This is a genomic window from Kitasatospora sp. NPDC015120 (assembly GCF_043080305.1).
Lineage (GTDB): Bacteria > Actinomycetota > Actinomycetes > Streptomycetales > Streptomycetaceae > Kitasatospora.
Window position 1 is genome coordinate 86,556 of the sequence record NZ_JBIBVJ010000012.1, and the last position, 22,899, is coordinate 109,454.

Consider the following 22,899-nt stretch of genomic DNA (forward strand, 5'->3'; position numbering starts at 1 on the left):
GTCCACTCAGCCGGTCGCGGTCGCGGTCCGGGGACCGGACAGGCCGTACGCCTCGGCGATCAGGCCGTAGGACCGCAGCCGCGCCTCGTGGCCGTGGATGTGCGAGGTGACCATCAGCTCGTCCACCCCGGTCCGCTTGCGCAGCGCCTCCAGCCCGTCGGCCACCTCACCCGGCGCGCCCAGGACGACATTGCCCAGCCAGTCGTCGATGAAGTCCGCCTCCACCGGGCTGTACGGGTAGGACTCGGCCTCCTCGGGCGTGGGGATCGGGCCGGGATTGCCCCGGCGCAGGCGCAGCATGCCGAGCGCCGCGGAGCGGGCGAGGCGGCGGGCGGAGGACGCGTCGTCGGCGGCGACCGCGCTCACCCCGATCAGCGCGTACGGCTCGTCGAGGACCGCCGAGGGCCGGAACTCCGAGCGGTAGAGGTCGAGCGCCGGCAGGGTGTTCGCGCTGCTGAAGTGGTGCGCGAAGGCGAACGGCAGGCCGAGCCGGCCGGCCAGCTGGGCGCTGAAGCCGGAGGAGCCGAGCAGCCAGACCGGCGGCCGTCCCTCCCCCTTCGGAACGGCGGTGAGCCGCTCGTACGGGTGTCCGGCGGGGAAGCTGCCGTCGAGGAAGTGGGTCAGCTCGGCGAGCTGGCGGGGGAAGTCGTCGGCGCCCTCGCCGAGGCCCCGGCGCAGGGCCCGCGCGGTGGCCTGGTCGGTGCCGGGGGCCCGGCCGAGCCCGAGGTCGATGCGGCCGGGGTGGAGCGCCTCCAGCAGGCCGAACTGCTCGGCGATCGCCAGCGGGGCGTGGTTGGGCAGCATCACACCGCCGGAGCCGAGGCGCAGGGTGGTGGTGTGGGCCCCGAGGTGGGCCAGCAGGACCGCGGGCGTGGAGCTGGCGACGCCGGGCATGCCGTGGTGCTCGGCCACCCAGAAGCGGTGGTAGCCCCACTGCTCGGCACTGCGGGCGAGAGTGGTGGTCGCGGCGAGCGCCTCTGCGGGCGTGTGGCCGGCCCCGACGGTGGCCAGGTCGAGGATCGACAGCGGGGCGGGCGCCGTTCCCCGGGCGGTGCCCCGGATCGCGTCCGCGGCCTGCGGCCCCGCGCCGTTCGCCCGCCGGTTCTCCTGCCTGTCCTCGGTCGTCATGCCGTCCGTCCTCCTGGCCGTGTTCGGTGCCGTCCGCCGGTGCGGTCCACCGGCGGCGCCCATCGGTGGCGGTCGGTGCCGCTGCCGGTGCCGACACTGGTCAACCCCGCTCCCGGGTCCGCTTGTTCCCCGGCCCGCGCCCGAGCGGGGCTGACAGAGAGCTAGCGGACGAACACCCGTGGCGACTTCACGCCAGCGCGGGAAGTCGCCAGCCCGAGGGCTCGCGGTCGGCGGCCGGCGTCCGGCAGGCTAGGGCTCAGGCGGATCACCCAACCGGATCCGCACTCACCAGCAAGATCGTCGGGCTGGACCAGCGCCGACCGATCCCCGCGAGCCCCCGGAGCGGCACCCCGCCCCGGGGGCTCGTGCCATGGGCGGCACCGGGAGGAACGGACCGGGCCCGGGGCCGGGGCCCGCAGCCCGCGGCTTGCGGCTCGTCGCACAGCCGGGGTGCTTCATGGCATGAAAAGTCGAGGCGCTAGCGTTGTCCCTTGCAACCACTGCTCCCCCGGGCAGCCTGGAGGAAGTAGGGACATGGACATCGCGACGCTGGTCGGATCCTCGTGGATCTGCGCGCTGGCGCTCTGCGCCGTCCTCGGTGACGCCTTCCTCCCCTTCATCCCCAGCGGGACCCTCGTCATCCTCGCGGTGCTCAAGACGGCACAGATAGACGGCGCCCCCGTGATGCTCGGCCTCGGGGTGGCCGCGGCCTCCTTCCTCGGTGATCTGCTGCTCCTCCGGCTCGCCCGTCGCGGCGCGCCGATGGTCAGCCGGCGCCTGGAGCACCGTCCGAAGCTGGCGGCCAGCGTGGCACGGGTCCAGCAGGCCCTGGACGAACGCACCACCCGGGCGGCGGCGGCCATGGTGGTGATCGCCCGCTTCGTACCGGCCGGGCGGACGATCCTCGACCTGGCCATCGGCCACTCCCCCGCCCACCCCCACCGCTTCCTGCGGTGGTCGGCGCTGGCCGCGATGATCTGGGCGGCCTACATCGTGACCCTGGGCTGGCTCAACAGCCACTGGTTCGAAACCGCATGGCTGAGCCTCGCGGTCTCCTGCACGGCCGCCACCGTGGTGAGCACCGCCATCGCGCGGGTCGTGCGCCGCAATCGCCGGCTCTCCCTCGACTGACGCCGCGACGGCAGCGCCCTCGGAGCTCCCCTTCCGCGAAACGGGCGAAGCGTCACAGGACGGCAACAGAAGACATTTCTTCGCATCCCGCACAGGTGTGCCACGCGTGTTCAGTGCCGGCGAACCTCGGGTCTTTGGTGCCCCCCGCGTTCGCGTGACATGCTAACGACGGATAATCAATCAATTGTCCGATATGACCGGCGCGGCCTCGGTCTGGCCGCCACCCGGTCCGGACACTCAGGGGAGACGATGGCCAGCATCTCGCGCAGGACCGTGCTCACAGCCACCGCCGCGACTGCGGCTCTCGGAGCGGTGGCGGCCTGTTCCGGGGGCGGCTCGGGCTCGGCCGATCCCACCGGATCCGCCTCGGGCTCCGTCCCGGCCCCCACCACCGGCACAGGAAGCACCGCCCCGACCACGACCGGCACCCCCACCGGGACCCCGGGCAAAGGCACGCCGATCGGGGACGGGTCGACCTCGGACACCGGAGCGCAGCCGAACCAGCCCAAGCCGGAGAAGCTCAAGCCGGGCGAGCGCCCGCCGCAGTTCGTGGTCTTCTCCTGGGACGGCGCCGGCGCCACCGAGGACGGGCAGTTCCCCCGGTTCCTCAAGCTCGCCGAGGAACACAAGGCCTCGATGACCTTCTTCTTGTCCGGCATCTACGCCCTGCCGAAGGGCAAGGCCGACCTGTACCACCCGCCGAAGCACGCGGTCGGCGCCTCCGACATCCCCTACCTGTCGGACGGTGCGGTGAAGAACACCCTCAAGCTCATCAGCCAGGCCTGGCTGGCCGGCCATGAGATAGGCACCCACTTCAACGGCCACTTCTGCTCGACCCGCCCGGACGGCAACGGCGTCAACAAGTGGACCCCCGAGGACTGGCAGAGCGAGATAGACCAGGCCGTCGGCTTCGTGACCCAGTGGCGGACCAACACCGGATTCACCGACGTCGACCCGCTCCCCTTCGACTACAAGAAGGAGCTGGTCGGCGGGCGCACCCCCTGCCTGGAGGGGCAGAAGGCCCTGCTGCCGACCATCGCCAACCTGGGGTGGAAGTACGACGCCAGCTCCTCGGGCGGCCAGCAGATCTGGCCCCAGAAGGTGCAGGACGGCAAGATCTGGGACCTCCAGCTGCAGAGCATCCCCTTCCCGGGACACACCTTCCAGGTGCTCTCCATGGACTACAACATCCTGGCCAACCAGTCCGCCGGCAGCACCAAGGGGGACCCGGCCAAGTACGACGAATGGCGCACCCAGGCCCGGGACGCCTACCTGGCCGGGTTCGACCGCGCCTACAACGGCAACCGCGCGCCGTTCTTCATCGGCAACCACTTCGAGCAGTGGAACGGCGGCATCTACATGGACGCCGTCGAGGAGACGCTCAAGACCATCGCGGGCAAGCCCGACGTCCGGCTGGTCTCCTTCAAGCAGCTCGTCGAGTGGCTGGAGGTCCAGGACCAGTCCACCCTGCGCAAGCTGCGCACCCTCAACGTCGGACAGGCGCCGGCCGGCGGCTGGGAGTCCTTCCTGGGCGCGGCCGGCTGACCCGTCGCGGCGCCTAGTCGGTGGCGGGGCCGGCGGCGGCCGTACCGAGCGCGGCACGGACCACCGCCTCGGCCCCGGCGGGGCTCCAGACGATCGAGTAGTGGTTGGTGTCCGGCACCCAGGACATCCGGACCGGGTGGGTGCCGTCCAGCCCGGCGTCGTCGAGCCGCTTCTCGTCGTACAGGCCCTGCGGCTCGTCGAACAGGCCGCGCTCCGCCCGGATCAGCTCCCCCGGGCAGGGCAGCCGGTGCACCGCGGCGGCCGCCTCCTCGTCCAGGAGGACCTGCGCACCATCGGTCTCGATCGCCGCCAGCACGCAGGAGGAGCGCAGTTCGGGTTCGTCGCCGACGAGATCGCGCTGGATGTAGGCGTCGATCCCGTCGGACCAGTCGGCGGCGAAGGCCGGGTGCCGCTGCCAGAACTCGCGGTACGCCTGCCGGTCGGGGAAGGTCATCGACAGCCGTGCCAGCGCCGGCCCGAGCACGGCGGCCAGGGCGTCGTCCTCGGCCACGCCCTCGGGCAGCGGGAAGGTGACGGCACCGTCGACCAGCACCACCCGGCTGACCAGCTCCGGGTGGCGGACGGCCGTCAGGGCCGTCACCCACGCGCCCATGGAGTGGCCGGCCACGACGGCCGGCCCCAGGTCCAGCGCGGTGATCAGGGCCGCCACGTCGTCGGCGTGGCGGGTCAGCCCGTAGGGCCCGCGGAGGCCGCGGCTGCCACCGCGCCCGCGCAGGTCCGGCGCGATCAGGGTGGCCCGGCCGTCGAGCCGGCGGGCGACCTCGAACCAGGCGAGGGCGTTGGCGGAGATGCCGTGCAGCGCCACGACGGCCGGGGCGCCGGGCACGGTGGCCGGCCACCGGAGCACCGACAGCTCCCCGTCGGCGACGGGGACACTCAGCTCCTCCGGCGCTGCCGGCCCGGTCGCCGGGTCGGCCGACGGGTCGGCCGCCCGGTGTATCGGCGGGTTCTCGGACTGGCTCATGCTGGACCACCTCCGGTGGACTGGGGCTTGGCGGCATGGATCCGGGCGGGCACCTTGGCCAGCCCGCCGGGCAGGACGTAGACCACGGCGACGAAGAGACCGCCCAGCAGGAAGAGCGGCTGGGAGAGCGGGACGCGCAGGACCGCCGGCAGGTCGGCGACGGCAGCGGAGGTGGCGAGGTCGCCGAGCCGGTGGCCGGCCCAGGTGTAGATGACCCCGCCGAGCAGCGGGCCCCAGCGGGTACCGGACCCGCCGAGCACGACCATCACCAGCAGCGAGAGGGTCGCGTCCGACGTGGCGGCCTGCGGAGTGGCGCCGCCGGTGAGCAGCAGGTAGACCACCCCGCCCGCCCCGGCGAGGCCTCCGGCGAGTACGAAGGCGATCAACTTGTAGCCGTAGGGCCGCAGTCCGAGCACCTCGACCCGGCGTTCGTTCTCCCGGATGCCCTCCCAGACCCGGCCGGCCGGGGAGCCGACGGCCCAGTGGACGACGGCGAGGGTCAGGACGAGGTAGGCGAGGGCGATCCAGTAGAGGTTGGCGGTGTTCTCGATGCCCAGGAGGGCGGCGGGCAGTCGGTCGGCCGGCGCCGACCGGCCCTCCTCGCCGCCTGTCAGCCCGCCGGGGTTGCGCTGGACGAGGATCGAACCGGCCTGGGCGAAGGCCAGGGTGACCATGGAGAAGCCGATGCCGGTGACGCGGAGGCTGACCGAGCCGAGCAGCAGGGCCAGCGCGACGGTGCATCCGATGCCGAAGACGGCCGCCGCTGCGAACGGCAGCCGGAGCTCCAGCATGGCGAGGTCGGTGGTGTAGAGGCCGGTCGCGAAGTAGAGCGCGTGGCCGAAGGAGAGCAGTCCGGTACGGCCGAGCAGGAGGTCGTAGCCGGAGGCGAGGGCCCCGTAGAGCAGGCACAGGGCGATGAGTTGGAGACTGCCGGGGCTGCCGAGCGGACCGTCGAGCAGACCCGGAACGGGAAGCGCACTGTATGGGGCGACAAGGAGCAGGATCAGCAGAGCGATCGGCCACGATCGTAGCCCTCGGCGCAGGATTGTCGAGCGATTTGTGATCGATTCACCTGTTCGAGTGATTCCGGCCCGTTCGGGGCCTCCTGGACGGCTTTCGGCGGCGTTGTTGTCAGTGCCGGGTCGTACGGTCACGGCAGTGCGGTCGCCAGCGGTGCCGCCGGTGCTCGCGGCGGGGGTGTTCGCCCTCACGCGAGCCTCCCGGTGAGTCCGCGGGGCCGTACCAGGAGCAGGACGGCCAGCAGGACGACGACCGAGAGGTCGCCGAGGCCCGCGGCGGTGTAGTAGTTGGCGAACTGCTGCACCAGGCCCACGCACACCGAGGCGACGGCGGCCCCGGTGACGGAGCCCATGCCGCCCATCACGACGACGACGAAGGCGAAGACGAGCAGGCCGGTGCCCTGGCCGGGATTGACCGAACCGAAGTAGAGGCCGCCGAGGGCGCCGCCGAGCGAGGCGGCGGCGCCCCCGATGGCGAAGACGAGTGTGAACGCCTTGCGGACGTCGATGCCCAGCGCGGTGACCATCGCCCGGTCCTCGACGCCGGCCCGGACGATCAGCCCGTAGCGGGTACGGGCGAGGAACACCTTCAGGGCGAGCAGGAGCAGCACGGCGGCCGCCACCAGTACGAAGCGGTTGACGGGGACGGTCGCACCGAGCACGTGCCAGGTGCCGGAGAGCAGCGCCGGCTGGGGGAAGGGGCGGGCGTCGGCGCCCCAGATCCCCATCAGCAGCGCGGGCACGGCCAGCCCGACGCCGACGGTGGCGAGGATCTGGTCGCGCGGGCGGCTGTAGAGCGGGCGGATCAGGGCGAGTTCCAGCAGAACGGCGGCGGCCGTTCCGACCAGCGTGCCGAAGGGCACGGCGAGCCAGAAGGAGAGTCCGGCCTCGGCACCGGCCCACCAGGTGGCGTAGGCGCCGACCGAGAGCAGGGCGCCGTGCGCGAAGTTGAGCACGTCCATCAGACCGAAGATCAGCGACAGACCGGAGGCGACCAGGAAGTACAGCGCACCCAGGCCAAGACCGGTACAGGAGAGGAGGACGACGGTGTCCATCAGGGGTTCAACTCCGTAGTGGTGTGGACGGCGGCGCCGCCGGGGCGGCGGCCGCCGACGCCGAGCAGCCGGCGGGCGGCGTCCTCGTCGGCCAACAGCGCGGCGGTGTCGCCCCGGTGGGCGGTGCGGCCGTCGGCCAGGACGGCGCAGGTCCCGGCCAGCCGGCGGACCAGCGCGAGGTTCTGCTCGACGAGCAGGACCGGGACGGCCTGTGCCGCGCGGGCCAGGACGTCCGCCACCTCGGCGACGATCTTCGGCGCCAGGCCCTTGGTGGGCTCGTCGGCGATGATCAACCGGTTCCGGTTGAGCAGGGTCCGGCCGATGGCCACCATCTGCTGCTGCCCGCCGGAGAGTGTCCCGGCCAACTGGCCGGCTCGCTGTTCGAGTTCGGGGAACAGCTCGTGGACCAGCCGGTAGTCGGGCTCGGAGCCCCCGCCCCGCTCGGCGAGGCGGAGGTTCTCGGCGACCGTCAGGGCGGCGAAGATCCCGCGGTCCTCCGGGGCGTAGCCGATGCCCTGGCGGACCACCAGATGCGTCGGAAGGGAGGAGAGTTCGGCGCCGGCGAAGCGGATGCTGCCGGTCCGCGGCACCAGGCCCATCACGGCCTTGACCGTGGTGGTCTTGCCGGCGCCGTTGCGGCCCAGCAGGGCCGTCACACCGGTCGGCGCGACGTCGAAGTCGACGCCGTGCAGGATGTGCAGGCCGTCGATGACCACCCGCAGACCGCGGACGGAGAGGAGGGAGCGGTCAAGGGCGGCGGAGTCGTGGCCTTCGGTCACAATGCCTCCCCAAGATAGGCCTGTTGGACGGTCGTATCCGCCATCACGGTGTCCGGCGCGTCCAGGGCGAGCAGCGTGCCGTGGTGCATCACGGCGAGCCGGTCGGCCAGGCCGAGCAGGACGTCCATGTGGTGCTCCACCATCAGCACGGTGCGGCCGAGATCGCGATGGACGGAACGGATGAGGGCGGTGAGGGCCGGCACCTCCTCCGCGCTGACCCCGGCCATCGGTTCTTCCAAGAGGATGAGCCGGGGGTCGGAGACCAGCAGGACGGCGAGTTCGAGCTTGCGCTTCTCCCCGTGGGAGAGCGCGCTCGCCAGGGTGTCGGCGCGGTGGGCGAGTTCGGTGCGCTCCAGGGTCTCGGCCACCTGCTCCGGGTAGCGGCCGGCGCGGCGCCAGAGCCGGTACGAGACCCGGGGGCCGGCGGCGGCCTGCGCGGCGAGGCGGACGTGGTCCGCCACCGTCATTCCGGGCCACAGGGAGGAGGTCTGGAAGGTCCGGCCGAGGCCGCGGCGCGCACGGGCGTGAACGGGCTCGGCGGTGATGTCGGTGCCGTCGAGTTCGAGCCGGCCGCGGCTCGCCGGGCAGAGGCCGGAGATCAGGTTGAACAGGGAGGTCTTTCCTGCGCCGTTGGGCCCGATGAAGGCGATGAACTCACCCTCCGGGACGGTGAAGGAGACGTCCTCGATGATCGGCACACCCCTGACGGACCAGCCCAGGCCGGTCGCCCGCAGCACCGGGGCGGCGGCCGGGGCCGTCGCGGAGGACGGAGAACCGGCGTGCGGGGCCCGCGGGGAGGAGGGAGGAGCGGAGGAGGAAGGCCGGGACACGGTGATCAGCCCGCCATCGGGGTGACCGGCGGCGCTGCCTCGTCGGCGGTCAGCGTCTTCTCCACCGAGGGCTTGGCGGCCGCACCGGAGCCCGTGAGCCGGACCTGGAACATCGGCTGGAGGAGGGCGTGGTCCTCGGCGCGCACCGTGGTGCGGCCCTTGACCCCGTCGAAGCTCCACCCTTCGAGGGCCTTCACCAGGGCGGCGGTGTCGTCGGCCGAGCCGTGGTTGGCCTCGACCGCGTGCACGATCATCTGGGCGGCGGTGAAGCCGTCCGGGGTGAAGATGTCGGACTTGCCGCCGGCAGCGGTCACGGCCTCGTCCATGGCCTTCTCCACCGGGGTGCCGGCGGCCCCGCCGAAGTAGTGGTTCAGGAAGGATATCTTCTCGCCGGCCGGGCCGAACAGCGGGTAGGAGGCGGCGAGGTCCAGGCCGGTGACGACCTTGGTGTCGGCGAAGACATCCTGCTGGTTGAGCGCCGTCCAGAGGGCCGCCGAGGTGTCACCGGCCCAGGCCACGAACAGCAGGTCGGGCTTGGCGCTCCTGGCCTGGGTGGCGAACGGAGTCAGGTCGGTCGCGCTCGGCGGGGCGAGCACCGCGTCGACCGTGGCGCCCTGGGCGCCCAGCACGCCCTTGACGGCGGCCACGTTGGCCTGCCCGAACGCGTTGTCCTGGGCGAGCACGGTGACCTTCCGGCCCTTGGCGTCCCCGATGAACGAGGCCGCCGTCCGGATGTCCTGGTAGGACTGGCGGCCGGAACGGAAGGTGTAGGTGTTGAGTCCGGTGACCTTGTCGGCGGCGGCCGGGCCGCTGATGAAGAGCACCTTGTTCTGGGCGGCGATCGGGCCGACCTGCAGGGCGACGCCGGAGGCGGTGGAGCCGGCCAGGATCTTGTGGCCCTTGCCGATGAGGTCCTTGGCGGCCGACACCGCCTTGGCCGGGTCGCCCGCGTCGTCCTGCTCCTCGACCTCGATCCGGTGCCCGTCGACCGTGCCGGTGCCCCGGGTCGCGTAGCTCAGCCCCGCCTTGAAGCCCTCCAGGTACTGCTTGCCGTACGCGGCGAGCGGGCCGGTCTTCGAGTACACCAGGCCGACCTTGACCGGGCTCCTGGATCCGGCGCCGTCCGCCGCGGCGGTGCCCGCGGTGCCGGCCTTGGCGCAACCGGCGGCGAGGAGGACGCAGGCCGCGACGGCGGCGAGCCCGCGCGCGGGGCGGGCTCCGGAGCGGGCGCCGGAGCGGGTCCGGGCGGGGGCTGTCGAGCTGCGCATGGTGACCGGCTCCTGAGGGTGGCGTGGGGGTGGTTGCCGGAACCGTAGGTGGGGTGTGCGGGCGGCGACATGTGCCCGGCCCACGGATCGGCCTGCGCCACTGTGGCGGTCGGCTCCATACCGCCCGCCGGTCGACGGCCCGACGGCACCCCGGTGTGGTGGCCCGCCATGAGTCCCCGGCGGGGCGTGGCGGCGGCCGCCATGGCCGGACGGGGCCGGCCGGGGCGACGGTTGGCACGGCGGCGGAACACGGCCCGACGCCGACCCGGATCAGGGCCCGGATCAGGCCGGGGCAGAGCCGCCGCACGCCATCCCCCTCCCCCCCGCTCCCCTCCACGAGGTGACACCTTGGACAAGGTCCTGGACTCCGCCGCCGACGCGGTCGGCGACATCCCCGACGGCGCGGTCCTCGCCGTCGGCGGCTTCGGCCTCTGCGGCATCCCCAGCACCCTGATCGGCGCGCTCGCGGCCACGCACACCACCGGGCTGCGGGTGGTGTCGAACAACTGCGGGGTGGACGACTGGGGGCTGGGGCTGCTCCTGCGGGCCGGGCGGATCGCCCGGATGACCTCCTCCTACGTCGGGGAGAACAAGGAGTTCGCGCGGCAGTACCTCTCCGGCGAGCTGGAGGTCGAGCTGACGCCGCAGGGCACGCTCGCCGAGCGGTTGCGGGCCGGCGGCGCGGGGATCCCCGCGTTCTTCACCCCCGCCGGGGCCGGCACCCAGGTCGAGGAGGGCGGGCTGCCGTGGCGGTACGCGGCGGACGGGTCGGTCGCGGTGGCCTCACCGCCGAAGGAGGTCCGGGAGTTCGGCGGCCGCCGCCACTTGCTGGAGGAGGCCATCACGGCGGACTTCGCCCTGGTCCGCGCCGAGGTCGCCGACCGGCACGGCAACTGCGTGTTCCACGCCGCCGCCCGGAACTTCAACCCGCTCTGCGCCATGGCCGGGCGGATCACCGTGGTCGAGGCGGACCGGATCGTCGAGCCGGGCGAGCTGGACCCGGACGCCGTCCACCTGCCGGGGGTGTACGTCGACCGGGTGGTCGCGGCCGACCCGGAGGACCGCCGGATCGAGCGGCGCACCGTCCGCGCCGCAGACGGCGCGCATGCCACTCCCGCCCCGACCACCACCGACCCCACCACCCCCGCGCCGACCACCACCGACGCCCGGAACGCGCTCGCCGCCCGGGCGGCGCGCGAGCTGCGCGACGGCCAGTACGTCAACCTGGGCATCGGACTTCCCACCCTGATCCCCGGTCACCTGCCGCCCGGCGTGCACGTGGTGGTGCACTCCGAGAACGGCGTCCTGGGCGTCGGCCCGTACCCGGTGGAGGGCGACGAGCACCCGGATCTGATCAACGCGGGGAAGGAGACCGTGACGCTCGCCGCCGGGGCCTCGTCCTTCGACTCCGCGTCCTCCTTCGGCATGGTCCGGTCGGGCCGGATCGACGTCTCCGTGCTCGGCGCGATGCAGGTCTCGGCCGCCGGGGACCTCGCCAACTGGACGATCCCCGGCAGGACGGTCAAGGGCATGGGCGGCGCCATGGACCTGGTGCACGGTGCCCGGCGGCTGATCGTCGTGATGGAGCACACGGCGCGCGACGGGTCGCCGAAGATCGTCGAACATCTGTCACTTCCCGCCACCGGCCTCGGGGTTGTGGACCGGATCGTCACCGACCTCGCGGTGATCGACGTGACCCCCGAGGGCCTGCGGCTGGTCGGGACGGCACCCGGGGTGACCTCCGACGAGGTGCGGGCGGCCACCGGGGCCGTCCTGCTGCCACCGGGCGATTCGGCTCCCGCATAGCACCGATCCGCCTGCGATTGGCCGGGAATCGCCATGTCCACATGCCCGCACGTCGATCATTCCCCGGACCGGTTGCAATCGGGCGGCCCCTCCGCGACAGTTGAGGAATCCCGGGGATCCCGGCATCCCCGGAAGGGAGTCCGGGGCCGCCGGAGCCTCAGGAATCCCGGAAGCGGAGCGGTTCGCCGCACGTCGGCCCGGCATCGGCGCGGGGCTCCGGGGGACCGGTCGTCCGCCGCCGTGCGACCGCGCGGCGGACCGGGTCGCACACCCCCGGTCGGAGTACGCACCAGAGGCAGGCCCGCGCGGCCGGCCACGAGGGGGAGCGCACATGGCCGGGCCGTTCTCGCGCCGGGCGCGGGACGCGGGACCGCCCGCTCCGCCCGCCCCGCCGGAGCCGGTCGCCGTGCCCGAAGCCCCCTACGACTACGCCTACTTCAGTCACCTCGCCGGCCCCGCCACCGAAGTCACCCCGGCCGACACCCCGGCCGGGGAGCCGTACCGGGTGCGGTACCGCAGCCTGCTGAGCCGCGAGCCGCATCGCATCCGGGCCGCGCTGCTCCTGCTGGCCGCGCCCCTGGTCGAGACGGTGCTGCTGGTCTGGCTGCTCCAGCCGGGGCACTGGCCGGTCCGCCCCGGCGAGACCGACACCTGGCTGCTGGTCGGCGACAAGGTGATGATCGGGATCATCGCGGTGGTCGAGGCGTTCCGGCTGGTCAACGTCGTCTCCAACGCCCATGCGACGCTGGCCGCTCGCGATCCCGTCCCGGTGACGCCCGAACGCGGCACCCGGGTCGCGTTCCTCACCACCTTCGTCCCGGGCAAGGAGCCGCCCGAGATGGTGCGCGCCACGCTCACCGCCGCACTGGCCGTCCGGCACGACGGGCCGTACCAGGTCTGGCTGTTGGACGAGGGGAACGATCCCGCCATGCGCGAGCTCTGCGAGCAGCTGGGCGTGCGCCACTTCAGCCGGGACGAGATCCCGCAGTGGAACACTCCCAAGGGCCGGTTCCGCGCCAGGACCAAGCACGGCAACTACAACAGCTGGCTCCAGGCGTACGGCGCCGACTACGACTTCTGGATCTCGGTGGACACCGACCACGTGCCGCTGCCCGAGTTCTGCGAGCGCATGCTCGGCTACTTCCGCGACCCCGACGTGGCGTTCGTGGTCGGCCCGCAGGTCTACGGGAACTACCGCAGCTCGGGTTCGCTGGTCACCAAGTTCTCGGAGAGCCAGCAGTACCTGTTCCACGCCCTGGTCCAGCGGGCCGGGAACCGCTACGGCGCACCGATGTTCGTCGGCACCAACAACGCCGTGCGGCTGGAGGCGCTGCGCTCGATCGGCGGTCTCTACGACTCGGTCACCGAGGACATGGCCACCGGCCTGGAGTTCCACCGGCGCCGCAACCCGGCCACCGGCGCGCGCTGGAAGTCGGTCTACACGCCGGACGTGCTGGCGATCGGCGAGGGGCCGTCCTCCTGGACGGACTTCTTCTCCCAGCAACTGCGCTGGAGCCGGGGCACCTACGAGACCCTGCTGACCCAGTACTGGCGGGCGGCGCGGGGGCTGTCGCCGGGACGGCTGCTGAACTACACGCTCCTGGTCTCCTTCTACCCGATGGCCGCGCTGACCTGGCTGCTCGGCGGGGTCTCCAGCGTGCTCTACCTGGGCTTCGGCGCCTCGGGCGTCCATGTGTCCTCCGAGGTCTGGATGGCGCTCTACAGCGACGCCGCCGCGCTGCAGATGCTGCTCTACACCTGGAACCGCAAGCACAACGTGAGCCCGCACGAGCCGGCGGGTTCGTCGGGGGTGGCGGGCATGGTGATGTCGGCACTGTGCGGCCCGGTCTACGCGGCCTCGCTCCTGCAGACCCTGCTGCGGATCCGCAGCCGGTTCGTGGTGACCCCGAAGGGCGCCTCGACCAGCCCCGACCGGCCGGCCACCTTCCGCCTCCACCTCTTCTGGGCCGTGGTGTTCGGCGGCGCCGTCGCGGCCTCCTTCCGGACCGGCCACGACCACGTCGCCATGCGGGCCTGGGCCTGCCTGGCGCTCTTCCTCAGCGTGCTGCCGATGCTGCTGCTCGCCGCGGACGCCGTGCGCCGCCGCCGGGCCCGGCCCGTCTCCACCCTCGCCCTCACCTCGGCGGGAGCAGCCGCCGACCCGCCCCACGTCCCCGCATCCGCACCCGCACCAGCACCAGCACCAGCACCAGTCACGAACACGAACACCGACACGGACACGGACACCGCAGAGCCCGCACCCGCCACGAGGGGATGACGAACCACCGTGAAGATCCGCCACACCGGCCGCACCCGGCGCTTCGCCCTCGGCAGCACCGTCGCCCTGACCGTGGCCGGGATGAACGCACCCGCCGTGCTCGGCTTCGCCACCGGCCAGTACCACCACTACGTCATCAACCGCCCCGCCTACAAAGCGGAGTACGGCCACTGGCAGACCCTGGTGCTCCCCGCCGAGTTCCGGATCAACGCCATCCACGCCGCCCTGCTGCGCACCGGCAAGGTGCTGATCATCGCCGGCTCCGGCAACAACCGGAAGGACTTCGACGCCGGCACCTTCAAGAGCCTGCTCTGGGACCCTGCCGCCAACACCTACAAGGCCGTCCCGACCCCCGCCGACATGTTCTGCGGCGGCCACACCGCGCTGCCCGACGGCAGGATGCTGGTGGCCGGCGGCACCCGTCGCTACGAGGCGCTGGACAGCGCGGTCAAGAAGGCGGCCGGCACCATGCGGGTCCGCAACGAGGACCCGGACGCCGCCCGCAGCCTCCCCCGGGGCACCGTCTTCCGCGCGCCGAACGGCCGCGAGTACGTCTCCACCGCCGACCTCACCGTCCCCGCCGCGACCAAGACCGGCTCCGGCGCCGCGACCGTCGTCAAGGCCTCCGAGGTGAAGGTGTTCGCCGAGGCGGTGGCACCCGGCCGGGAGTCGGTGCTGGACTCCCCGGCCCAGTACACGATCAAGGGCCTGACCGGCGCCGACGCCCGGAACCTCTACGGCACGGCCGACCGGATGACCCTGGAGAAGCAGGACTACCAGGGCATCCGCGCCGCCTTCGAGTTCAACCCGGACACCGAGATGTACGAGCAGGTCACCGACATGGCCTACGCCCGCTGGTACCCGACGCTGACCGGACTGGGCGACGGCCGGGTGGTCACCGTCTCCGGGCTGGACGACACCGGCCAGATCCTCAGCGGCAACGACAACGAGATCTACGACCCGGCGAGCCGGACCTGGTCCAAGGCGCCCGACCGCTACTTCCCGACGTACCCGTCGATCTTCCTCACCGCGTCCGGCAAGCTCTTCTACTCCGGTTCGAACGCCGGTTACGGGCCCGCCGACAAGGGCCGCGAGCCCGGCCTCTGGGACCTCGCCGACAACAGCTTCCACCCCGTCCCCGGCCTGCGCGACCCGCAGCTCACCGAGACGTCCTCCTCCGTCCTGCTGCCGCCCGCGCAGGCGCAGAAGGTGATGGTGCTCGGCGGCGGGGGCGTCGGCGAGTCCCCGCTGTCCACCGCCCGCACGGACATCGCCGACCTCGCCGCCGCCCGGCCCGTGTTCACCCCGGGCCCCGACCTGCCGGCCGGCGGCACCCGGTACCTCAACAGCGTGATCCTGCCCGACGACACCGTCTTCACCACCGGCGGATCGAGCGACTACCGGGGCAAGCACCGCAGCGACCTGCTCAAGGCGCAGACCTACCACCCGGACACCAACACCTTCAGCACCGCCGCCGAGCCCGCCATCGGCCGCAACTACCACGCCGAGGCCCTGCTGCTGCCCGACGGCCGGGTGGCGGTGCTCGGCTCCGACCCGCTCTTCAACGACAAGGCGGGCACCGAGCCGGGCACCTTCGAGCAGCGGATCGAGATCTACAGCCCGCCCTACCTGTTCCACGGCGAGCGGCCCCGGCTGACCGGCGCCCCGGCCGCCGCCGCACTCGGCGGCACCGTCCGGGTGACCACCCCGGCGCCGGAGGGCGTCGTCACCGCCAAGCTGGTCCGGCCGAGTTCGGTCACCCACGCCACCGACGTCGAGCAGCGCTCGGTGGCCCTGGACGTCACCGCGCGCACGGCGGACGGCGTCACGCTCTCCCTGCCCGCCAACCCCAACCTGCTGCCGCCCGGCTGGTACATGCTGTTCGTCACGGACGCCGCCGGAACCCCCTCGGAGGCCCGCTGGATCCAGGTCACGCCCTGAGCCGGGAAAGCCTTGAGCCGAGGAATGCCTTGAGCCGGGGAGAGCCCTGAGCCGGGAAAGCCCCGGACCGGGGAAGGCCCCGAACCGACAGGCGCCGAGCCGCCGAACCGCCTGCGCGGCCGAGCCGCTATCCCGCCGTACCGGCGACGGCCCCCGTCAGTCCCAGCGCGTACGGGAGCCAGAACTCACCGGCCGGCGGCTCGCCGCGGCCGCACTCGCCGTCCGACTCCCCCGGGTTCTTGATCCAGAGGTAGGCGTCGACGCCGGGCCGCCCGGTCTCGGTCGTGGGCGGCGCGCCGAGCGCACGGCCGGGCGGGTTGCACCACGCCTCGGCGTCCAGCGGGCCGTTGCCGTTGCGGCTGGTGTCGACGACGAAGTGCTTGCCGTCCAGCAGGGCGGACAACTGCCCGCCGTACGCCGCGTTGCGGTCGGTGGTGAAGAAGTTGGAGACGTTCACCGCGAAGCCGTCGGCCGCCGCGATCCCCGACCGGCGCAGCGCCCCGGCCAGTGCGGGGAGGTCCTGCGTCCACCCGGGGTTGCCCGCGTCCAGGTAGACCCGGACCTGCGGACGCTTCTTCAACTCCTGGACAGCGAAGGCCAGCAGACCGTACCGCTCGGTGGCGGCATCGCCCTTGACGCCGCAGTTGTCCAGGGTGTGCGCGATCGCGTCCGGCTCCAGCACCACCCAGGCCCGGCGGTCGCCGAGCGCCTCCGCGAGGCCGGTGATCCAGGACCGGTACGCGGCGGCGTCGGACGCGCCGCCGGCCGAGTAGAGGCCGCAGTCCCGGTGCGGGATGTTGTACACGACGAAGACGGGTGTGCGGTCGACCCGGGCGGCACTGCGGCTCACCTGGTCGGCGATGTCCCGGGCCGCCTGGTCGCCGAGCCAGTGCGCGGACGGCTGGGCGGCGATCCGCAGCAGGCTGTCGGCCTCGGCCGTCCGGCCCTGGCGGCGCAGGGCGGCCGACTGACGGGCCACGGGGGTCTGGTCGGAGACGTAGAAGGTCTGGCCGGGCAGCTGCGGCAGCGTGCCGGCCCCCGCGCCGGACGGAGCGGGCGCGGCGGGCGCGGCGGCCGTCGGACTCCCGGCGCCGGAGGGCCCCCCGGGAACGTCGGCGCTGCTCCCGGAGCCTGCCCCGGCGCACCCCACGACACCCGTCAGCAGTCCCAGCAGCGCCGCCCCCACGGCCGGCCGGAATCCCGCCCCTCGACCCACTCGGCGCACGTACCGCCCCTCCCCCTGCCCGGTCCGGGCGACCCGGCGGGCCCCAAGCTTCGCACACCGGGCCGCGCCCGCCGCCCACGATCGGGTGAACGGCGGGCGCCGCCGGGCCGCGAGACGCCCCGTCGGGCGGGGCGAGGGGGCGTGACGGCTCAGGCCTGCTTGAGGTCCGGGATCCGCCAGTCGATCGGGTCGACGCCGAAGCCCTCCAGCGCGGCGTTGATCTGCGAGAACGGCCGGCTGCCGAAGAACAGCTTGGCGGACAGCGGCGACGGGTGGGCGCCCTGGACCACCACGTGCCGGCCGGTGTCGATCAGCGGGAGCTTCTTCTTGGCGTAGTTGCCCCAGAGCACGAAGACCACCGGCTCCTCGCGCGCGCTCACCGCCTTGATCACCGCGTCGGTGAACTTCTCCCAGCCCTTCGCCTTGTGCGAGTTGGCCTCGTGCGCGCGCACCGTGAGCACCGCGTTGAGCAGCAGCACGCCCTGCTCGGCCCAGTGCATCAGGTAGCCGTTGTCGGGCGCCGGGATGCCGAGGTCGGCGTCCAGCTCCTTGAAGATGTTGCGCAGCGACGGCGGCGTCTTGGTGCCCGGCAGCACCGAGAAGCTCATGCCGTGCGCCTGGCCGTCGTCGTGGTACGGGTCCTGGCCGAGGACGAGCACCCGGACCTTCTCGTACGGCGTGGCCTCCAGCGCGGAGAACTCCTGCCCGCTCGGCGGGAAGACCTGGTGCTCCGCGCGCTGGGCCGCCACGAAGGCCGCCAGCTCCGCGAAGTACGGCTTCTCCGTCTCGGCACCCAGCACCCCGCGCCAGGACTCCGGCAGTTCCAGGCCGGCACCCGCTTCCGCCCCGCCCACGTTCGCCTCGACCGTCCCCGCCTCGACCGTGTCCGTCACGACGACCTCTACCTCCCACCGGACGGCCGCTCTCCGCGGCACCGCCCCGACCTGCGGGCGCGTCGCGCCCCTCGCGCCGTACGCCCTCTTCCACCCCGAACGCTACACAGGCCCACCGACAGCCGGGTCCCCGACCGCCTCACCGAGCGGCTCACCGACCGGCTCACCGAGCGGCTCACCGAGCGGGTCCCCGGCCCCCTCCCCCGCCGCCCCGCGGCCCGCCCCGCCGGCCGCCGCCCGCGCCACCCGCAGGTGCTCGACGACGTTCAGCGCCACCAGCACCACCGCGAGCGCCAGCAGCGCGGTGATCGCCGGCCAGCGCACCATCACCGGCGCGAGCGCCAGCACCACCGCGGCCGCCCCGAGCCGGGTCGTCGCGACCGACCGGAACATCATCCAGCGCGTGTAGCCGAAGGTCAGCAGGTACAGCCCGCAGCCCCCGTAGAGCAGCGCCACCGAGCCCGCGCCGAGCGCCCGGCGCGGATCGGCCACCGTCTCACCGAAGCCGACCGCCACCGCGATCACCCCGGCGACCAGCGCCAGGTGCCCGTACTGGAAGACCCGGCGCACGACGTCCCGGCGCGAGTCGGCGACGACCACGGCGTAGTGCATGGCGTCGGCCGCGTAGACGAAGTACTGCCACCAGAGCCCGGCCGAGATGGTGAACGCCGCGGTGACCGCGAGCAGTTCGGCCGCGTCCAGGCGGGCCGCCGCCGCGGTGGCGCCGATCCCGACGATCGACTCGCCGAGCGCGACCAGCAGGAACAGCGCGAAGCGTTCCGGCATGTGCGCGGGGTGGTAGGAGACGTCGGCCAGCCGGCGGCGGAACACCAGCGGCGCGGACAGGTCGCAGAGCGCCGCCAGCGCCCAGAGCCAGACCCGCGGTCCCTCCGGCAGCAGCCCGCCCACCACCAGCAGCGGCCCGCTGACCAGCACGCCCACCCCGTACGGGCCGCGCCAGACGCCGGGGATGCGGACCAGCAGGAGCAGCAGCACCACCCGGGCCGCCCAGTACCCGGCGCCCAGCAGCACGCCCCGGCCCCCGTACGCCCCGGGCACGGCCAGGGCCATGACCAGACCGGTCAGGCCGACGGCGAGGATGCCGAGCCGGTCCCGCGCGTTGTCGACGTCCCGGATGTTGGCCTGCACGGTGGTGCCGACCCAGCACCAGTAGACCGGGACGAACACCACCAGCGCCCGGGCGACGCCCGCCCAGTCGTGGTGGTGGTGCAGCAGCCCCGACACCTGGGTGATCGCGAACACGAACACCAGGTCGAAGTACAGCTCCGCCCAGGTGACCCGCTTCTCCGCCGGCTCCCCCGCGCTGCCCATTCGTCCTCCCCGACGCACACGGCGAACGGGCCCCGCCCCGGGCCGTCATGGCCGGGGCGGGGCCCGCAAACAGCAGTGCCGAGGCTAGACCAGCTCGACGAGGTCCGCGATCGACTTGACCACCCGGGTCGGCCGGTACGGGAAGCGCTCCACGTCGGCGGCGGCGGTGAGGCCGGTGAGCACCAGGATGGTCTCCATGCCGGCCTCCATGCCGGCCACGATGTCGGTGTCCATCCGGTCGCCGATCATGACGGCGGTCTCCGAGTGGGCGCCGGCCGTGTTGAGCGCCTCGCGCATCATCAGCGGGTTGGGCTTGCCGACGAAGTACGGCTCGACGCCGGTCGCCTTGGTGATCAGCGCCGCGACCGAGCCGGTGGCCGGCAGCACGCCCTCGGTGGACGGGCCGGTCTCGTCCGGGTTGGTGCAGATGAAGCGGGCGCCCTGGTTGATCAGGCGGATCGCCTTGGTGAGCGCCTCGAAGCTGTAGGTGCGGGTCTCACCGAGGACGACGTAGTCCGGGTTGTTGTCGGTCAGCACGTAGCCGGCCTGGTAGAGCGCGGTGGTCAGCCCCGCCTCGCCGATCACGTAGGCGGTGCCGCCGGGGCGCTGGCCCTTGAGGAACTTGGCGGTGGCCAGGGCCGAGGTCCAGATGCACTCCTCCGGCACCTCCAGGCCCATGCCGGCCAGTCGGGCGCTGAGGTCGCGCGGGGTGTAGATGGAGTTGTTGGTGAGGACCAGGAACGGCTTGCCGGACTCCCGCAGCCGGCGCAGGAACTCCTCCGCGCCGGGAATGGGGGTGCCCTCGTGGATGAGGACACCGTCCATGTCGGTCAGCCAGGACTCGATGGGCTTGCGGTCTGCCACGTGCGTGTCTCCCGAAGTCTTGCCATGTCATGCGATGGTCGTACGAAATTGCGGCGCATCGCCGTCACCGTTGCGCCTCCCACCGGCCGGACCCTCCTCGGGACACCGGACCGCCGGGGGTACTGCTGGCTGCCCCAACCGGCCACAGCCTAATCCGCACACCTGGCCGACGGCAGTGCGTCCCGCTGGACGGAACGGACCCGGCCCCGCCCGCACGGGTCGACATGCTCTCCTCAAGGGCTCCTTAAGGCCTCCCTAACCGCAGCGATGCCCCTCGGCAGCGCGGCCCGGCACGGCTACCGTGAACGCCACGCCGCCGCGTCCCCCACCGCGGCGGCGGCACAGTCTCCGCGCACGCCCCCCGGACACCGGGCACCGGGCACCGCCCGGACGCCCCCGCACCTCCCCGCCGCGGGGACCCGCGCCGGACGCCGGAACCCGGGCCGGACGGGCCCGCCGTGGTTGAGTAGGGCGCATGACGACCTCCGCGCGCCGAGCCCCGGCCACCCCCTCCGGCAACCACCCGCCCTTCCGCGTCGGTCTGATCGGCTACGGCCTGGCCGGCTCCGCCTTCCACGCCCCCCTCATCGCCACCACCCCGGGGCTGCGGCTGGACGCGGTGGTCACCGCCAACCCCGAGCGCCGGGAGCAGCTGCGGCGCGAGCACCCCGGCGCCCGCGCCGTCGACACCCCCGAGCAGCTGCTCGCCGACCCGGAGGCGCTCGACCTGGTCGTCATCGCCTCCCCCAACCGCACCCACGCCCCGCTCACCCGCGCCGCGCTGGCCGCCGGACTGGCCACCGTGGTCGACAAGCCGCTGGCCGGGACCGCCGCCGAGGCCGCCGAGCTCTGCGCGCTCGCCGAGGCGGACGGCACCCTGCTCACCGTCTTCCAGAACCGCCGCTGGGACGGCGACTTCCTCACCGCCGCCCGGCTGGTCCGCGAGGGCGCGCTCGGCCGGGTGCACCGCTTCGAGTCCCGCTTCGAGCGCTTCCGCCCCAAGCCCAAGCCCGGCTGGCGCGAGCTCGCCGACCCGGCCGAGGTCGGCGGCACCCTCTACGACCTCGGCAGCCACCTCGTCGACCAGGCGCTCACGCTCTTCGGGCCGGTCGACACCGTGTACGCCGAGATCGACGTCCGGCGCGACGGCGCGGTGGTCGACGACGACGCCTTCCTCGCCCTCACCCACGCCGACGGCACCCGCTCCCACCTGTGGACCAGCGCGCTCGCCCCGCTGGTCGGCCCCCACCTGAGGGTCCTCGGCGACACCGCGGGGTACGTCAAGTCCGGCATGGACCCCCAGGAGGCCGCCCTGCGTTCCGGCCTGCGCCCCGACGCCGCGACCCCCTGGGGCGCCGAGGACCCGGCCCGCGACGGCGTGCTCGGCACCGACGAGTCGGCGGTCACCGTGCCCACCGAGCCCGGTGACTACCCCGCCTTCTACGCGGGCGTCGCCGCCGCCCTGGCCACTCCCGGCACCCCGCCCCCGGTCGACCCGCGCGACGCCGTCGCCACCCTCGCCGTCCTGGAGGCCGCCCGCGCCTCCGCCGCCACCGGCTCCACGGTCCGCCTCGGCTGACCCCGCGTCGGCCCGCCGCCGGACACCCGGCCGGCCCCGGCCGGAGGCCGGTCAGACGCCGATGACCTCGACGGCCGAGCCCAGGCCCTTGAAGTCCGCGAGGTTGCGGGTGTACAGCGGCAGGCCGTGCGCGGAGGCGATCGCGGCGATCATCAGGTCGATCCGGCGCGGGCGCGGCTGGCGCCCGGCGGCGATGGTCAGGGTGACCAGGGTGCCGTAGCGGGCGGCGGCGGCCGCGTCGAAGGGCAGCGGCTCGAAGTCCGCCATGGCGGCGCCCAGCACCTCCATCCGGGCCGCCCGGCTGACCGGGTCGCGGGCCATCGAGACGCCCTGCTGCAGTTCGGCGAAGGTGATCGCGGTCAGCTCCGGCACGGCCGGCAGGTCGGCCGGGCTGAGCAGGGCGAGGTCGATGTAGACACAGGTGTCCAGCACCCCGGCGGGCCGGCGCCGGGACGCCCTGCGCCGCTCAGCCACGCGGCCGCTCGAACGGATCGCCGTCCTCGTCCCCGACCAGCTCCTCGGGCCCGAAGTAGTCCTCGGCCTCCTTGCGCATCTCCTGGTAGTCCACCCGCGGCAGCTTCACGTGCCGCGCCACCAGCTCCTCCGCCGTGAGCCGGCGCCGCCCCGCCACCGGCCGCAACTCCGCGACCTCGACCCCGTTCCTGGTGATGTGGAAGATCTCCCCCGCCTCCACGGCGTCCATCACCGCGGCGGAGTTGTTCCGGAACTCCCGCTGGGTAATCGTCTTCATCCCCCCACGGTAGCCCCGTGTAGCACCCGCGGCTACACCTCCGCGCGCACCGGTCCGTCCGGTCGGCCTTCCTGAACACCGGGAACCGGGGCGGGGGCCCGATCGTCTTCCTGCTCCGAAGGCCCGGATCCGGGGCGCGGGAGGAGGGCAGGGACGTGACGGTGGTCGCGATGCTGCTCGGCGTGCTGCGGGTGCTGGGCGGGGGCGGGTGGCTCGCCGAGGGCGGTGGGTCGCTGACCTCGGTGGCGGCCGCGGCCGCCGTGGTGCTGGTGGCCGGGGCGGTCGCGGGGGCGCTGGTCGTCGCGCGGCTGCTGGGGGCGCGGGCACCGGCGAACGTGCGGGACGGGATGCTGCGCAGGCGCGCGTTCCGGACGGCGTTCCTCCCGCAGCGCGATCCGGACGCCCGGGGCCGACGGCGTCCGAGGGCGCCGGGAGCGGCCCCGGCGGCCGCGTAGCGCTCGAAGCACCCCCTCGAAGATCCGCCAACGGA

Annotated in this window: 19 protein-coding genes and 2 pseudogenes; 8 read left to right on the forward strand and 13 right to left on the reverse strand. The window is 73.6% G+C overall.

Annotation, left to right across the window (positions count from 1 at the left end; all coding sequences use genetic code 11):
* Positions 1-6 precede the first annotated feature (6 nt).
* The gene (locus ACF1AK_RS24810; RefSeq protein WP_391501024.1) at positions 7-1,128 is read right to left on the reverse strand and encodes an LLM class flavin-dependent oxidoreductase; all 1,122 of its coding nucleotides are present in this window, start codon (positions 1,126-1,128) and stop codon (positions 7-9) included.
* 534 nt (positions 1,129-1,662) lie between these two features.
* On the opposite strand from ACF1AK_RS24810, the gene ACF1AK_RS24815 reads away from it, so the two are divergent.
* Both ACF1AK_RS24815 and ACF1AK_RS24820 read left to right on the forward strand, forming a co-directional pair.
* A complete protein-coding gene (locus ACF1AK_RS24815) occupies positions 1,663-2,259 on the forward strand; it encodes a DedA family protein (protein WP_391501025.1) in 597 nt (198 codons plus the stop codon).
* Positions 2,260-2,508: 249 nt separating this feature from the next.
* Entirely contained in the window at positions 2,509-3,804 is a 1,296-nt protein-coding gene (locus tag ACF1AK_RS24820) for a hypothetical protein (RefSeq protein WP_391501026.1), read from the forward strand.
* 13 nt (positions 3,805-3,817) lie between these two features.
* Here ACF1AK_RS24820 and ACF1AK_RS24825 read toward each other — a convergent pair whose 3' ends face one another.
* The 6 genes from ACF1AK_RS24825 to ACF1AK_RS24850 form a co-directional block, all read right to left on the reverse strand.
* Complete coding sequence (locus ACF1AK_RS24825; RefSeq protein WP_391501027.1) at positions 3,818-4,789, reverse strand: alpha/beta fold hydrolase; 972 nt, start codon at positions 4,787-4,789, stop codon at positions 3,818-3,820.
* A complete protein-coding gene (locus tag ACF1AK_RS24830; protein ID WP_391501151.1) occupies positions 4,786-5,835 on the reverse strand; it encodes a branched-chain amino acid ABC transporter permease in 1,050 nt (349 codons plus the stop codon). Before ACF1AK_RS24830 ends, ACF1AK_RS24825 begins: the two co-directional genes overlap by 4 nt.
* A gap of 161 nt (positions 5,836-5,996) precedes the next feature.
* The gene (locus ACF1AK_RS24835; protein ID WP_391501028.1) at positions 5,997-6,863 is read right to left on the reverse strand and encodes a branched-chain amino acid ABC transporter permease; all 867 of its coding nucleotides are present in this window, start codon (positions 6,861-6,863) and stop codon (positions 5,997-5,999) included.
* The gene (locus ACF1AK_RS24840; protein WP_391501029.1) at positions 6,863-7,642 is read right to left on the reverse strand and encodes an ABC transporter ATP-binding protein; all 780 of its coding nucleotides are present in this window, start codon (positions 7,640-7,642) and stop codon (positions 6,863-6,865) included. The genes ACF1AK_RS24835 and ACF1AK_RS24840 overlap by 1 nt, the downstream gene beginning before the upstream one ends.
* Positions 7,639-8,379 carry an ABC transporter ATP-binding protein gene (locus ACF1AK_RS24845; RefSeq protein ID WP_391501152.1) on the reverse strand — a complete coding sequence of 247 codons (741 nt, stop codon included), beginning with the start codon at positions 8,377-8,379 and terminating at the stop codon, positions 7,639-7,641. The genes ACF1AK_RS24840 and ACF1AK_RS24845 overlap by 4 nt, the downstream gene beginning before the upstream one ends.
* 98 nt (positions 8,380-8,477) lie before the next feature.
* Entirely contained in the window at positions 8,478-9,740 is a 1,263-nt protein-coding gene (locus ACF1AK_RS24850; RefSeq protein ID WP_391501030.1) for a substrate-binding domain-containing protein, read from the reverse strand.
* A gap of 348 nt (positions 9,741-10,088) precedes the next feature.
* On the opposite strand from ACF1AK_RS24850, the pseudogene ACF1AK_RS24855 reads away from it, so the two are divergent.
* The 4 genes and pseudogenes from ACF1AK_RS24855 to ACF1AK_RS24870 all read left to right on the forward strand — a co-directional run.
* Positions 10,089-10,844, forward strand: a pseudogene (locus tag ACF1AK_RS24855) (CoA transferase subunit A); the annotation flags it as partial.
* A 72-nt stretch (positions 10,845-10,916) separates the two neighbouring features.
* Positions 10,917-11,546, forward strand: a pseudogene (locus tag ACF1AK_RS24860) (3-oxoacid CoA-transferase subunit B); the annotation flags it as partial.
* Between the two features lie 331 nt (positions 11,547-11,877).
* Entirely contained in the window at positions 11,878-13,824 is a 1,947-nt protein-coding gene (locus tag ACF1AK_RS24865; protein WP_391501031.1) for a glycosyltransferase family 2 protein, read from the forward strand.
* A gap of 9 nt (positions 13,825-13,833) precedes the next feature.
* A complete protein-coding gene (locus ACF1AK_RS24870) occupies positions 13,834-15,765 on the forward strand; it encodes a galactose oxidase-like domain-containing protein (RefSeq protein ID WP_391501032.1) in 1,932 nt (643 codons plus the stop codon).
* A gap of 127 nt (positions 15,766-15,892) precedes the next feature.
* Here the strand turns inward: ACF1AK_RS24870 and ACF1AK_RS24875 are convergent, their stop codons facing one another.
* The 4 genes from ACF1AK_RS24875 to ACF1AK_RS24890 all read right to left on the reverse strand — a co-directional run bounded on the left by ACF1AK_RS24875 (position 15,893) and on the right by ACF1AK_RS24890 (position 20,079).
* Entirely contained in the window at positions 15,893-16,951 is a 1,059-nt protein-coding gene (locus tag ACF1AK_RS24875) for a glycoside hydrolase family 6 protein (protein WP_391501033.1), read from the reverse strand.
* A gap of 188 nt (positions 16,952-17,139) precedes the next feature.
* A complete protein-coding gene (locus ACF1AK_RS24880) occupies positions 17,140-17,817 on the reverse strand; it encodes a uracil-DNA glycosylase (protein ID WP_391501153.1) in 678 nt (225 codons plus the stop codon).
* A gap of 168 nt (positions 17,818-17,985) precedes the next feature.
* On the reverse strand, positions 17,986-19,215 hold the full coding sequence (locus ACF1AK_RS24885; protein ID WP_391501034.1) for a low temperature requirement protein A: 1,230 nt from the start codon (positions 19,213-19,215) through the stop codon (positions 17,986-17,988).
* 84 nt (positions 19,216-19,299) lie between these two features.
* A complete protein-coding gene (locus ACF1AK_RS24890; protein ID WP_380290390.1) occupies positions 19,300-20,079 on the reverse strand; it encodes an HAD-IIA family hydrolase in 780 nt (259 codons plus the stop codon).
* Positions 20,080-20,554: 475 nt separating this feature from the next.
* Here ACF1AK_RS24890 and ACF1AK_RS24895 point away from each other — a divergent pair, with 475 nt between their 5' ends.
* Positions 20,555-21,658, forward strand: a complete 1,104-nt coding sequence (locus tag ACF1AK_RS24895; protein ID WP_391501035.1) for a Gfo/Idh/MocA family oxidoreductase — start codon at positions 20,555-20,557, stop codon at positions 21,656-21,658.
* Positions 21,659-21,709: 51 nt separating this feature from the next.
* On the opposite strand, the gene ACF1AK_RS24900 is transcribed toward ACF1AK_RS24895, so the two are convergent.
* Positions 21,710-22,132, reverse strand: a complete 423-nt coding sequence (locus ACF1AK_RS24900; RefSeq protein WP_380290386.1) for a type II toxin-antitoxin system VapC family toxin — start codon at positions 22,130-22,132, stop codon at positions 21,710-21,712.
* Positions 22,125-22,409, reverse strand: a complete 285-nt coding sequence (locus tag ACF1AK_RS24905) for a type II toxin-antitoxin system Phd/YefM family antitoxin (protein WP_391501036.1) — start codon at positions 22,407-22,409, stop codon at positions 22,125-22,127. The genes ACF1AK_RS24900 and ACF1AK_RS24905 overlap by 8 nt, the downstream gene beginning before the upstream one ends.
* Before the next feature lie 155 nt (positions 22,410-22,564).
* On the opposite strand from ACF1AK_RS24905, the gene ACF1AK_RS24910 reads away from it, so the two are divergent.
* A complete protein-coding gene (locus ACF1AK_RS24910) occupies positions 22,565-22,864 on the forward strand; it encodes a DUF6412 domain-containing protein (protein WP_391501037.1) in 300 nt (99 codons plus the stop codon).
* Positions 22,865-22,899 lie beyond the last annotated feature (35 nt).

What these genes read in the sequence shown, in the direction of transcription:
- ACF1AK_RS24850 (WP_391501030.1), bottom strand. Translation starts at nt 9,740, where the DNA reads ATGCGCAGCTCGACAGCCCCCGCCCGGACCCGCTCCGGCGCCCGCTCC.
- ACF1AK_RS24820 (WP_391501026.1), top strand. Translation starts at nt 2,509, where the DNA reads ATGGCCAGCATCTCGCGCAGGACCGTGCTCACAGCCACCGCCGCGACT.
- ACF1AK_RS24885 (WP_391501034.1), bottom strand. Translation starts at nt 19,215, where the DNA reads ATGGGCAGCGCGGGGGAGCCGGCGGAGAAGCGGGTCACCTGGGCGGAG.
- ACF1AK_RS24865 (WP_391501031.1), top strand. Translation starts at nt 11,878, where the DNA reads ATGGCCGGGCCGTTCTCGCGCCGGGCGCGGGACGCGGGACCGCCCGCT.
- ACF1AK_RS24835 (WP_391501028.1), bottom strand. Translation starts at nt 6,863, where the DNA reads ATGGACACCGTCGTCCTCCTCTCCTGTACCGGTCTTGGCCTGGGTGCG.
- ACF1AK_RS24905 (WP_391501036.1), bottom strand. Translation starts at nt 22,409, where the DNA reads ATGAAGACGATTACCCAGCGGGAGTTCCGGAACAACTCCGCCGCGGTG.
- ACF1AK_RS24825 (WP_391501027.1), bottom strand. Translation starts at nt 4,789, where the DNA reads ATGAGCCAGTCCGAGAACCCGCCGATACACCGGGCGGCCGACCCGTCG.
- ACF1AK_RS24895 (WP_391501035.1), top strand. Translation starts at nt 20,555, where the DNA reads ATGACGACCTCCGCGCGCCGAGCCCCGGCCACCCCCTCCGGCAACCAC.
- ACF1AK_RS24815 (WP_391501025.1), top strand. Translation starts at nt 1,663, where the DNA reads ATGGACATCGCGACGCTGGTCGGATCCTCGTGGATCTGCGCGCTGGCG.
- ACF1AK_RS24810 (WP_391501024.1), bottom strand. Translation starts at nt 1,128, where the DNA reads ATGACGACCGAGGACAGGCAGGAGAACCGGCGGGCGAACGGCGCGGGG.